This is a genomic window from Flavobacterium sp. B183 (assembly GCF_023539155.1).
Taxonomy (GTDB): Bacteria; Bacteroidota; Bacteroidia; order Flavobacteriales; family Flavobacteriaceae; genus Flavobacterium; species Flavobacterium tructae.
Genome location: NZ_CP097434.1, coordinates 4,119,247 through 4,131,967, shown reverse-complemented (window position 1 = coordinate 4,131,967; position 12,721 = coordinate 4,119,247). Strand labels below are relative to the sequence as shown.

Sequence of the window (12,721 nt, the reverse complement as noted above, 5' to 3'; positions counted from 1 at the left end):
CTAATGGTTTACTTGCTCGTTTACTAATTCCAAAACATTCGCTGATGAAAATTCAGGAGTTGCTCTTTGTACTCCGAATTGTTGAAAAGCAATACGTTTTTCAACTTTGTAAACTTCACGATTAGCGATTTGGTTAATGATGTACGAATTTCGATAAGCACCCATTCCCAAATCCGGAGTCGAAAGTCCATGCGTATGTAATTCAGCATTCTGAACAAAAATATCCGTACCGTTTTTGTCAATAGTATAATTGCGATGCACTTTGAATAAGCCATTTTCCAGTCGGCCAATTTTGTCCTGAATTCCTGAAAGAATAGCAGGTTCTTTGTATTTGTAACCCGTTGCCAGAATCACATAATCGGTTTGATCCTCGAAAGGCTGCTCCAGTTCTGTTTGTACAAAATCAAGTAAATGCGAACCATCGGTATCCTCTTTTACCGAAGTCAGACGCATATTCGAACGCAATTCTACATTTAGTGGAGTGTCTTCTAAGCTCATCTCGTACAAGCTGTCGAAAATCTCGTTAATCAATTCGTGATCAATCCCTTTGTATAATCCATGCTGACTGTCTAAAAGCTGTTTTCTTTTTTGTGCCGAAAGACTGTGAAAATGATCTACATATTCCGGAGAAGTCAACTCCAAAGTCAGTTTGGATTTATTGTCAAGCGGGAAGAAGTGTGACGAACGGGTGAACCATTTCAATTGCAATCCGTCTTCCGTATCCGGTAAAAGATCACGGAATACCTCGGCAGCACTTTGTCCTGATCCAATGATTGTTACCGACGCATTTTTCTGAATCTGAGGTTTGAAATACAAATATTGAGAGGCATGAATCACATTCGGAAGAGCTTCAGTGTCAATAAAATCAGGAACATGAGGTGAAGTTCCTGTACCCAGAACTATTTTATGCGTATAATAAACAGTCGTAACACACGTCTGAGTATGGATCACCGTAACTTTGTACACATCATCAACAGGGTCAATTGAAATCACCTTGTGTGAAAATTTAAGGTTGCTTAACTGAGCAGCGGCCCATTTGCAATATTCATTGTACTCTCTTCTGTAGATAAAGAAATTTTCACGGATGTAAAATTTATAAGCACGTCCGCTTTGTTTGATGTAATTTAAGAAGCTGTATTTGTTCGTCGGGTCAGCCATTGTAACCAAATCGGCTAAAAACGGAACCTGTAAAGTGGCATTGTTTAACATTAAACCCGGGTGCCAGTCAAAGCCTTCCGACTGATCAAAAAACAGTGCTGATAAATCTTCAATGGGTTCGATAAGTGCTGCAAGTCCAAGGTTGAAAGGACCAATTCCAATTCCGATTACCGAATATATTTTTTCTGTATTCATTGTGGTTATTTTGAGAATTAAACTTGTGAGGTTGAAACGATATTTTTTTGAAACTCTTCGGCTGCCGGGAATTTAGCCCAATACCATTCTCTGTAACAAAAGTTCAGGTTGGCTTTTTTATGAGGCATTTCGATTACTTTTTGAATTTTAAATCCAACGTGAGCTTTGTTCATCATCGAAGCGATAGAATCTACAGAACCTTCACCTACCATTTTGCCTACTTTTGATTCGCTCAATACAAAATCCATCATAGATTGTGTTGCTGGCGAACCGTATTTCAGTTTCGGATCTGTTGGCGCGATAAACTGATGCGTTCCATAATCAGACGGAAGTACGTCATAGTATTCTCCCACAATGTCACGGCTTGCCCAATACACTTCGATATTAAAAGTTGGAACACCATTAGCTTCTCCAATGTAACTGTGCGAGTGACCACCCGGAAGCAACGTGCGATAAAATACCTCCAAATCGCGAATGGGCCAGTTCATCTGCCAGATTTTTAAAGCATGTTCGCGGTGAAACCACTCGTGAAGCATCTCCAAATCTTTGTCGACATCTACCGGACGCAAGGTGATTGTTACATTTTCTTTCTCAAAATAACGGCTGAAAACAGTAGTGTTTGCTTGTGGCTGAATTAGTTTTTTAGAGAAAAAGTGTCTGTTTAAAGGATTTGGGAAAGTTTTGTACACCGCCGGATTGGTTCTTGGTGCACTGGCCTCATCCATATTGTTTAAACTGGTTAGTAAATTTCCTTTTACGATTAATTTGACACTTTCGGTAAAATGAGAAACTAAACCGGTAACATCTGATTCTCCCTCTTTTTTGGTAGCTTCGTAAATCAGGTTAAGCAGTGTATCTTCGTCGGCAAGTTTGTTCTTACCCAAAGCGCTCACAATTCCAAGCAAGTGATTGATTAAGAAATAGTACCCCCAGAAATCAATAATTCTTTTTTCGGCAATAAAAGAACGGCTGTCTTTTCCAAATTCCGGAATCAAACGTTCCAGTTCTTCTACCTGTCCCTGACGGAAAAAGTATCCTTGATTGTCTCTGAAATAGAATTTTGACGGGAAAAGATTTTCATCGAATTCAACCATAACATTCTGTTGGTGAAATTCTGAACCAAATCCGTATTTGTTGAAAATACCAATTAAAGGCGTTAGACTGATATTCAGATATTGTTTGAACCAGGCAATAGCAGTGTCTGCTACTGTCAAGTCTTGTCTTTTGGCCGATTCTTCAATCAGAGTTACGATTCTTGGGAGTTCAGTCAAAATGTTATCCTGTGTCAAAGAAGCTACCAGCGTCACATTTTTATTGGCGTTGGCTCCATGAAAAGGATTTTGACGAATACTGGTACTGAAACCGTCAATAATTTTATCCTCATAAACCACTGTAATGAACGCAGGATCAGTAATAAGCTGAATTTGAGGGTAATCTTTCTGGATTCCTTTTCCCCAATCCGTTTTCATCAGCTGTGCGGCATCATAACCACGATTTAATTCGTGTAGGTAATTGACACGGAAGGAATTAGTGATTTTTACATGCAGAGAGAATTTATACATCCATTCACTGTCGGCATTGTAAACGGTACGAACAGATGAGGTCGCTGCATAAGAAGGTCCAAATTGCCCCAAACTGAAAAGAAGCTGTTTAGACTGCATTTCTTTCACCTCTTTTTGTTCCAATAAATAAGTTGCTTCCCAAGGGTGAACCGGTACTATTCTGTATTGCGAATAGAAATCCAGTAATTCTTTGGCATTTTTATCAGCAAATTGCGAAACCTCTTTTCTCAGATAATCGGTAATCAAGTAGTCTTCGGCACTTTTTTCGGCTACATTTTCCGGGTGAATCAGGAAATAGTGGAGCGGGAATTGTCCTTGGGTTTCAGGAGAATATTGAACCAATTCGTCCTTTGTAAATCCTTCTCTGCTTTTTGGCAACGGATGCACGGTATGTCCCAGGATCAAAGATTGTTCAGAAGCTATAAAAGACTGTTCCGGATTGTTGGCTGTACGGTCACTGTTTTTGTAATGTTCCAGATATAGTGCCAGATTCTCGATGCTGTTTTGCATGCGTTTTTGCGTAGGAACAGGGTCAATATCAGGGTTTTCTGTTTTAGAATAAGCAGCAACAAGTTCCGTAAATTCGATCGGATTTATTTCCCGGAATGCATCTGTTGCAATAGTGCGTGACACTACGGGAAATCCGAAAGCATGTACGCCACTTTCAGAAAAATAAACCAAGGGAGCAAAAACTTCCTGACCAATAGCAGTGAAATCGAATTTAAGAAAAGAGCTATGATCGATAGTTTTCATAAATTCGGCCAAAGCAGGGTCGTATTTCGGAACACCTTCGTATTGGATCCAATTGCTAAATTCTCTGCAATAGCAGTTGAGCAGGGATTTGTAGTTTACTTGTTCTGCCAGTTGGTAAAAATTAGTTGAGTCTGTGGTATTCATCTCCGTTTTGTTTTATGAGGTTAAGTATGTTTTTAATATCATTTAGGGTGGTAAGAGGATTTAAAATGGTGAACTTCAGGTAGAATTCTCCATTTACTTTGGTGCTGGCTACCAGTACTTCTCCGCCATAGAAAAGCTTCTCTTTGATGTATTTGTTGACGTCGCAAGAGTTTGATTCAACGGGTCCGTCCAGATAGCGGAACAATAAAATACCAATATCAGAGTGGCATAACAGTTCAAAATTCGGATCGGCTTCAATGTAGGCAGCGGTTTGTTGAGTGATTTCGATTAGGGCTTCAGTAAATTGTCCAAGTTTTTTCTTGCCCATATAACGTAGTGTAAACCAAAGTTTCAAAGCATCAAAACGGCGTGTCGTCTGAACAATCGATTTATTAACCTGAGCCGGAAGCACATCGTAATTTTGTTCTTTTGGATTCAAATAATCAGCATGATGCTTGATAATGTTGAGCTGAAGTTTGTCTTTTACAATAAAAGCACTGCTGCTCACCGGCTGGAAGAACGATTTGTGGTAATCGATGGTTACAGAATCGGCAAGTTCGATACCATTTAATAAATGCCTTTGTTTTTCTGTCAGTAATAATCCACATCCATAAGCTGCATCTACGTGAAGCCATAAATTATAGCGGTTGGCAATATCAGCAATGGTTTTTAGAGGATCAACATTACCGAAATCGGTCGTACCTGCTGTTGCGGTAATAGCAATTGGAATATTTCCTCTTCTAATTTCGTCGGCAATTGCTTTTTCCAGTTTTTCAGGATCCATACGGTATCTTTGATCCACTCCAACGTTTACGATTGCCTGTTCTCCAAGACCTAAAACCCAGGTAGTTTTATGATTGCTGAAATGCGCTTTGTCCGAAACAAAAATTCTGTATTTGTGTGCATCCGGAGGAAGACCTTCCAATTTGATATTCCATTTCTGATACTGCAAAGCATAATAATCTCTTGCCAAAAGCAAGCCCATTAAATTACTTTGAGAGCCTCCCGCTGTAAAAACACCATCGCCCTGAGTATAGCCGATCTGCTCGCTTGTCCAGTCAATTAGTTTTCTTTCGATAAAAGTTCCACCGGCGCTTTGGTCGTAAGTATCTTGTGAAGAGTTGATGGCGCTGATCAGAATTTCTGCCGCTAGTGCGGGAATAACAACGGGACAGTTTAGGTGGGCAATATATTCCGGAAGGTGAAAGGCAGTAGCATGGTTAACATATAGCTCGTCTACTTCGTTCAGCAGACTTTCGTAATCGGGTAGTGGAGTGTCAAAATCAATCTCTTCAACTTTGGCCCTGATTTCTTCAGGTTTGATTCCGCTGAAAGGTTTTTTATTATTTTTTAGGAAATTCGAAACGCGTTCCTGTGCTAATTTCATGGCCTGAGCGTATTCTGTTCCGGAGTTTTGATGAAAAATGTCTTTATAAAAATCCTGGTCCGGCTGGACTCCTTTTTCGGTGACTTCTGTACGAATCAATGTGGTATTCATAAAATAGTTGTTTTAAGGGGTTAAAGTTATTTTTCAGTCGAGGTAGACGACTTTTTTAGATAAAGGGGTTCTCTTTTTTTTGGAAGGTTTTAAGGCTTCGGGATAATATCCCAGATAAAGAAGCCCTAGTGATTTTTCATTTTCTGAGAGACCAAATTTTGCCACATAATCGATAGCTACTCCTTTGGTACTCCAGTAACTGCCCATTTTATGAGCATGGCAGGTAAGCGCAATATTTTGTACAGCAGAAGAGACTGCAGCAATTTCTTCCCATTCGGGCAGGTCAATTTTGGTGTTTTTCACCATGACTACTCCAATCATACAGGCTGCATTGAGCGGATAATTTTCGAGATACGAAAGCTTGTCTTTTTGATCTTCGGGAGATAATTCAGTATAAAAATCTTTGTAATAGTGAGCCATATATTCGCCGTACTTCTTCAAATATTTGCCCCTAAAAACGATAAACCTCCAGGGTTCTGTCATTTTGTGAGTAGGAGCCCAGGTGGCATTCGTCAAAATTTCTTCAAGCAATTGATCCGGTAATTCACCCTTGATAAACTGATTGGCATAGACGCTTCTCCTGTTACGGATGTTCTTCGAAATTTTGTTTAATTTATAAGAAGAGTCTGATAGCTTGATTTTGCTGGGGTTGTTCTTAATTTTCATTTATTTTGGAAGTTTTTCTAAGAAAATTCTTTTTTATTTTGGCCAAATAAAAATAAATTTGTAAGTAATTCTTATTTAGAATGAATAAGAATAGTTCGAAACAAAAGTATAAATTAATCTGACAGAAAAAAAAGTTTTTTTTAAAATTTATACGAATGAACGTACACTTGTCTTTAAGTATTTATAATTTTTATTGTTTAATATATTGATTTTAAGTAGATTGTGTTTCTGTGTTTAAAGTCTTTTTGCAGCCATTATTAAATTGTAAAAAAGAAGTTACGTGTAATTTTTACAGATAAAAAGAGAGGTGAAAACACTTATTTTATTTGGGATTCTTACAAGAAGTTAAATGAGGAGAGCAAACCAGCAGGGAAGTAGCATTTAGCCTGGTTTTAGCAACTTTTTAGCAAATTTTTTATGGAATTATTCTCGTCCATTTTGAAATAGAAAAGGGGGCGGAATTTTAGAATTTTGAAGCTCTTTTTGAGTAAAAACACTTTAGGATGGATTATTTTAATTTTGAATTGAGAATAGTTGCTTTGAATTAACTTTTGAAATAGGTAAAATCCTTTAATTTTTAGCTTTTAATGTGATAATTGTAATTTTTGTTGCTGTAAACAAGTAAAGTCATAAAAGTTAGTGGCTTCTTGTTATAAGTGTAAAATTATTTTGTGACATCGTTTAAATTTGTGAGGTGCGAAAAATCATTATATATCTCTTCATCTTTTTAATTGTATCCAATATTGGGTTCTTTCAGCAGTTTTATAAATTGCCGATATTGTTGGAGCATTTTAAGGAACATCAGCAAAGACATGATATCAGTTTTTTTGATTTTTTAGAAATGCATTACTGGGGAGAAGATTTAAAAGACAATGATTCTGATCGTGATATGCAGCTTCCGTTTAAGAACATATCCGGACCTTACGTACAGCTGGTGTTTGTTCCGCAGGACAAACCTGTATTTTATATTCCTTTTACCGTTGGATTTTCACCATCGGGTAAAATTCCTTATACCTCAGATTTGTATTCAAATCCTTCCTTGTTTTCGGTATTTCGACCTCCTGTAGCCTAATTTGATTTTATAGAATTTTTATTGTGGTTAAGACATTTTTGATGTTTTAGCCCTGGCATTACTATATTCAAATAAATTAAATTATGCTTAATAAGATCATACAGTTCTCTGTTAAAAATAAACTGGTAATTGGGATCTTCACGTTGCTATGGATTATCTATGGCGTGTTTGAAGTAACCCGTTTACCTATTGATGCGGTTCCTGACATCACCAACAATCAGGTACAAATTATTACAACTGCTCCGTCTTTGGGTGCAGAAGATGTAGAGCGTTTAATTACATTCCCAATTGAACAAGCGATTAGTAATATACCACAGCTGAAAGAAAGCCGCAGTATTTCGCGCTTTGGACTTTCTTTGGTAACGATTGTTTTTGCAGACGATACAGACGTGTATTGGGCACGTCAGCAGGTGGCCGAACGATTGCAAAAAGTAGAAATTGCAGAGAACGCCAGTATTCCTGAAATGGCCCCTGCAACTACAGGTTTGGGCGAAATTTACCAGTATGTTTTGAAACCGCAACCCGGATATGAAACGAAGTATTCTCTGGAAGACCTGCGCACTATTCAGGACTGGACAATAAGAAGACAGCTTCTGGGAACTCCCGGAATTGCCGATGTCGCTACTTTTGGAGGGAAACTAAAACAATATGAGGTTGCCGTTAATCCGTCGCGGCTTAAAGCGCAGAACCTGACTATTAAAGAAGTTTTTACAGCCCTGAACAGTAATAACGAAAATACGGGTGGGGCTTATATTGAAAAAGGGCCAACGGTACTTTACATCCGAAGCGTTGGATTGACTCGAAACATAAAAGACATTCAGAATATTATTGTCAAAAATACACAAGCCGGAACTCCAATTTTGATTAGAGATATTGCAGAGGTAAAAATGTCTTCTGCGATACGCTACGGAGCATTAACGACAGATGATATTGGCGAGTCGGTTGGCGGAATTGTAATGATGCTTAAAGGAGAGAACGCCAATAATGTTATCGTAAATGTTAAAAAACGGGTTGCTGAAATTGAGAAAATCTTACCCAAAGGTTTAAAAATAGAACCTTTTTTAGATCGGACTAAAATGGTAGATAATGCTATTGGAACGGTAGAGAAGAATCTTATAGAAGGCGCTCTGATTGTAGTATTGGTACTGGTACTTTTTTTAGGGAACTTGCGAGCAGGTTTTATTGTAGCCTCGGTAATTCCTTTGGCCATGCTGTTTGCCATTATCATGATGAATACGTTTGGTGTGAGTGGGAATTTAATGAGTCTGGGTGCGCTTGATTTTGGTTTGATAGTCGATGGGGCCGTAATTATTGTCGAAGCCATTTTACATCATATTCATTCCTCCAAAAAATACAAAGAAATCGATTCTATTTCACAAGAAGAGATGGACAAGGAAGTGACGGGATCAGCAGGACGCATGATGAACGCTGCAGTATTTGGACAGATTATTATTCTGATCGTATACCTTCCGATATTATCACTGGAAGGCATTGAAGGAAAGATGTTCAAGCCAATGGCACAAACGGTGGCCTTTGCTATTTTGGGTGCTTTCATATTATCTCTTACTTATGTTCCAATGGTGAGCGCCTTGTTCATTAGCAAAAAAATAAATCATAAACCGAATTTATCGGATCGAATAATGACAAATCTGGAGTTTTATTATGAAAGAGTTTTGTCACGAGCATTACAAGTTAGAAAAGGGATTGTGATTTCAGCTTTCGTTCTGTTTGGTATCGCCTTGTTGCTTTTTAGCCGAATGGGAGGTGAGTTTATCCCACAGCTGGAAGAAGGCGATTTTGCCGTAGAAACACGTTTATTACTGGGGACAAATTTGTCAACGACCACAGCAACCATTGAGAAAATTTCGACTGCATTAAAAAATACTTATCCGGAAGTGGAAAAAGTAGTTTCCAGAATTGGTAGTGCCGAGATTCCAACAGATCCTATGCCTATAGAAGGAGGTGATATGATTATTGTCTTAAAAGATAAATCAGAATGGACCAGCGCTTCTTCGTTTCCTGAATTAGCAGATAAAATGACCCAAACCGTTAAAGAGGTTGCTCCGGGAGTTACGACTGGTTTTCAGTTTCCGGTTCAGATGCGTTTTAACGAATTAATGACAGGAGCAAAGCAGGATTTGGTTTGCAAAATTTACGGAGAAGATCTGGATAAACTGGCTCAATATGCCGAGCAATTGGGAGCCATTAGTACTACTGTCGAAGGAGCTACAGATCTTTATGTTGAAAAGGTTACAGGAATGCCACAAATTGTTATTGACTATGATTGGGCAGAAATGGCGAAGTACGGTATTTATGTTTCAGACATCAATCAAACCGTAAATGCCGCATTTGCAGGAGCTGTAGCAGGCAGTATTTATGAAGGAGAAAAAAAGTTCGATATGGTGGTACGCGTGGAAGCTAATGGACGGAAAGATATTGAGGATGTTCGAAATTTACTGATTGCAACCCGTTCCGGAATGCAGATCCCGTTGTATCAGGTCGCTTCGGTAAAAGAAGTGGAAGGCCCGAACCAGATTCAGCGTGAAGATGCCAAAAGGAGAATTATTGTTGGTTTTAATGTAAGAGGAAGGGATGTTGAATCTATTGTTGAAGAATTGCAAAAGAAAGTAAACAGTCAGATCAAATTTGCTCCGGGTTATTACATTACCTATGGAGGTACTTTTGAAAATCTGCAACAGGCAAAATCGCGCCTTGGAATTGCAGTCCCGGCAGCTTTGTTTATGATTTTGGCACTGTTGTATTTTGCTTTCCGATCTTTTAAAGAAGGCATTATCATTTTTACTGCCATTCCGTTATCGGCAATTGGCGGTGTTTTTGGACTGGCGTTGCGGGATATGCCGTTTAGTATTTCGGCTGGTGTTGGTTTTATTGCCTTGTTTGGCGTAGCTGTTTTAAATGGAATTGTTTTAATCTCCGAGTTCAACCGAATACAAAAACAAGGTGAAATTACCGATCCGCTTCAAATTATCATTACCGGAACAAAAAACAGGTTGCGTCCTGTATTGATGACAGCTGCTGTTGCTTCTTTAGGATTTTTACCTATGGCTTTGAGCAATGGCGCAGGAGCAGAGGTACAGCGTCCGTTGGCCACGGTCGTTATTGGCGGACTGATTACGGCTACTTTGCTTACGCTCTTTGTACTTCCTGCGATTTATTTAATGACGTATCATACCAAAGTTTTTTCTAAGAAAAATAAAAAACATAAGATGGATAAACTGACTTTACTAGTGCTGGCTTTGTTTCTTACGGCTTCGGTTCAGGCACAAGATGCATCTATTTCGCTTGAAGAATCTTTATCAATAGCGATGCAGCACAACAGAAGAATTAAATCTTCTCAATTGAATGAAAGATCAAAAGAACAATTAGAAAAATCGGCTTTTGATATTCCTAAAACAGCTTTTACTGCCGATTATGGTCAGTTTAATAGCGCTGTAAACGACACCCGTTTTGGTATTAGTCAGACTTTTGCTTTTCCAACAGTATATACGAATCAGAAAAAAGTATTGAGAGAACATCACAATGCCGCAAAAGCAGAATCGCAGCTAATAGTGCAACAGGTTAAGTCGAATGTGAGGAACTTATTTTATTATTACATCTGGCTCAACAGTAAAAAGGAATTGCTGACTTATGCCGATTCTATTTACAGATTAATGGAACAGAAATCAGAGCTGCGCTACAAAACGGGAGAAACTAATGTTTTGGAAAAAACCGCTTCTCAATCTGCACGGCAGTTTTATATGAACCAGCTTGCAATGGTGAATAAAGATATCGCCATCACGCTTAAAACGTTTAATACGGTTCTTCAGGATAGTATGGTTCATGTGCCCGCTTCAGAGACTGTAAAAAATGATTTTATGGTTTCATTACATCAAAATAAAGATACTGCAGAGCTTCCTCAGGTACAACTTTCAATGTACGAAGCAGAAGCGGCAAAATGGAGATGGAGAACGGAACAATCCAAAATACTACCTGATATTACCATTGGCTATAATAATTTAAGTATCATCGGAGCACAAACCAGCGCTGCAGGTCAGGATGTTTATTACAATGGAAGTCAGAGATTTAATTATGTCAATTTTGGGTTATCAGTCCCTCTTTTTTTCGGCAGTCAGTCCGCGCGTAATAAAGCTGCCAAAGTAGATTATGAAGCTTACAAAATGCAGGCAGAAACTACAAAGATTGAATTGAAGACAGAGATTGTCAATGCGGTAAATGAAATCGAAAAATACAAAGAAAGTCTTTCCTATTATGAAAATGAAGGATTAAAAAGTGCGACAATCATTATCGATACAGCCAACAGTCAATTGGAAAATGGAGATATCGATTACCTGCAATGGGTTTTAGTGGTCAATCAGGCGATCACCATAAAAAATGAATATTTAGACCGAATTAATGATTACAACAAAGCAGTAATTGATTGGCAAACCCTTAATAATTTATAAAATAATGAAAATATATAGCAGTATCATTTTTGTTTTTCTATGCCTGGTTTCCTGCCAGAGCGACAAAAAAGAACCACAAAGTAAAAAAGTACTAACACCCGAAAACAGTATTCAATTAAGCGATGCACAGATCCAAAATGCAAAATTGATTGTTGGTCATCCTGAAGAAAGAGCAGTAAAAGGAATATTACAGCTTCAGGGAACAGTGACGGTACCTCCGAAGAGTGTGGTTACAGTGAGTATTCCTTTAGGAGGTTACATCAAAAAAACGGATTTAATGGCAGGTATGCATGTTAGAAAGGGACAAGTATTGGCGGTAGTCGAGGACATGCAATACATACAATTGCAACAGGATTATCTAACCGCGAAAGAAAAATTTCAGTTGGCTCAAAGTGAGTTTAACCGACAAAAGGAACTTAATGCTAAGAAAGCAAGTAGTGATAAGTTGTTTGAACAGACTGCAACTGAGATGCAGACACAACACATTTATATGTCATCGTTAGCCCAAAAACTGGGGTTGTTAGGGATTAATGTCAAAAAACTAACCGCTTCAACGATAAGCAAAACGGTTGTGATTCATTCACCAATCAATGGGTTGGTTGCTAAGATCAATGTGAATGTGGGAAAATACATTTCAGCGACCGACATGCTTTTTGAATTAATCGAAATGAGCGACATTGTCCTGACAATGAATGTTTTTGAAAAAGACATACAGCAACTTTCGGTAGGGCAAACCGTTACGGCTTTTACCAATGCTAATCCGTCTAAAAAGTACCAGGCAAAAATTGCTTATATCAATCAAAGTTTAAATGATGATCGTGCAGCAGAGGTGATTTGTAAAGTGAATCAGTATGAAAGTTCGTTAATTCCTGGACTTTTTATTAATGCTGAGGCAGAGTTTGACAATGCAAAAGCGCTTACAGTTCCGGAAGATGCCGTGGTACGATGGCAGGGGAAGTTTTTTGTTTTTTCGGTAAGTACAAACGGAATCTATAAGATGGTTCCGGTAGAAACCGGATCTTCAGGGTACGGATACCGACAGATAAAGTCGCCAATTATAGATCAATCTTCGAAGATTGTAATCAAAAATGCTTATACACTTTTAATGAGCTTTATGAATAAAGGAGATCAGTAACACAAAAGGCAGCTTTTTTAAGCTGCCTTTTGTATTGTTTTGATTTAATTTAATATGTGATTGCTTATTAAATTC

General features: G+C 38.2%; 7 protein-coding genes. 3 read left to right on the top strand and 4 right to left on the bottom strand.

The window, feature by feature from the left end:
• The 4 genes from M4I44_RS17095 to M4I44_RS17080 are packed head-to-tail and all read right to left on the bottom strand — an operon-like array spanning position 1 to position 5,976.
• Complete coding sequence (locus M4I44_RS17095; protein WP_249965504.1) at positions 1-1,353, bottom strand: lysine N(6)-hydroxylase/L-ornithine N(5)-oxygenase family protein; 1,353 nt, start codon at positions 1,351-1,353, stop codon at positions 1-3.
• A gap of 17 nt (positions 1,354-1,370) precedes the next feature.
• Positions 1,371-3,812, bottom strand: coding sequence for a GNAT family N-acetyltransferase (locus M4I44_RS17090; protein WP_249965503.1), 2,442 nt, complete (start codon positions 3,810-3,812; stop codon positions 1,371-1,373).
• Positions 3,790-5,310, bottom strand: coding sequence for a decarboxylase (locus M4I44_RS17085; protein ID WP_017495698.1), 1,521 nt, complete (start codon positions 5,308-5,310; stop codon positions 3,790-3,792). The genes M4I44_RS17090 and M4I44_RS17085 overlap by 23 nt, the downstream gene beginning before the upstream one ends.
• 33 nt (positions 5,311-5,343) lie before the next feature.
• Positions 5,344-5,976 carry a nitroreductase gene (locus M4I44_RS17080; protein ID WP_017495699.1) on the bottom strand — a complete coding sequence of 211 codons (633 nt, stop codon included), beginning with the start codon at positions 5,974-5,976 and terminating at the stop codon, positions 5,344-5,346.
• A gap of 694 nt (positions 5,977-6,670) precedes the next feature.
• On the opposite strand from M4I44_RS17080, the gene M4I44_RS17075 reads away from it, so the two are divergent.
• From M4I44_RS17075 to M4I44_RS17065, 3 genes are all read left to right on the top strand, one after another.
• On the top strand, positions 6,671-7,048 hold the full coding sequence (locus tag M4I44_RS17075) for a hypothetical protein (RefSeq protein ID WP_017495700.1): 378 nt from the start codon (positions 6,671-6,673) through the stop codon (positions 7,046-7,048).
• A gap of 83 nt (positions 7,049-7,131) precedes the next feature.
• On the top strand, positions 7,132-11,511 hold the full coding sequence (locus M4I44_RS17070) for a CusA/CzcA family heavy metal efflux RND transporter (RefSeq protein WP_249965502.1): 4,380 nt from the start codon (positions 7,132-7,134) through the stop codon (positions 11,509-11,511).
• Positions 11,512-11,515: 4 nt separating this feature from the next.
• Complete coding sequence (locus tag M4I44_RS17065) at positions 11,516-12,646, top strand: efflux RND transporter periplasmic adaptor subunit (protein ID WP_249965501.1); 1,131 nt, start codon at positions 11,516-11,518, stop codon at positions 12,644-12,646.
• The last annotated feature ends 75 nt before the right edge of the window (positions 12,647-12,721 follow it).

What these genes read in the sequence shown, in the direction of transcription:
- M4I44_RS17080 (WP_017495699.1), bottom strand. Translation starts at nt 5,976, where the DNA reads ATGAAAATTAAGAACAACCCCAGCAAAATCAAGCTATCAGACTCTTCT.
- M4I44_RS17095 (WP_249965504.1), bottom strand. Translation starts at nt 1,353, where the DNA reads ATGAATACAGAAAAAATATATTCGGTAATCGGAATTGGAATTGGTCCT.
- M4I44_RS17065 (WP_249965501.1), top strand. Translation starts at nt 11,516, where the DNA reads ATGAAAATATATAGCAGTATCATTTTTGTTTTTCTATGCCTGGTTTCC.
- M4I44_RS17090 (WP_249965503.1), bottom strand. Translation starts at nt 3,812, where the DNA reads ATGAATACCACAGACTCAACTAATTTTTACCAACTGGCAGAACAAGTA.
- M4I44_RS17085 (WP_017495698.1), bottom strand. Translation starts at nt 5,310, where the DNA reads ATGAATACCACATTGATTCGTACAGAAGTCACCGAAAAAGGAGTCCAG.
- M4I44_RS17070 (WP_249965502.1), top strand. Translation starts at nt 7,132, where the DNA reads ATGCTTAATAAGATCATACAGTTCTCTGTTAAAAATAAACTGGTAATT.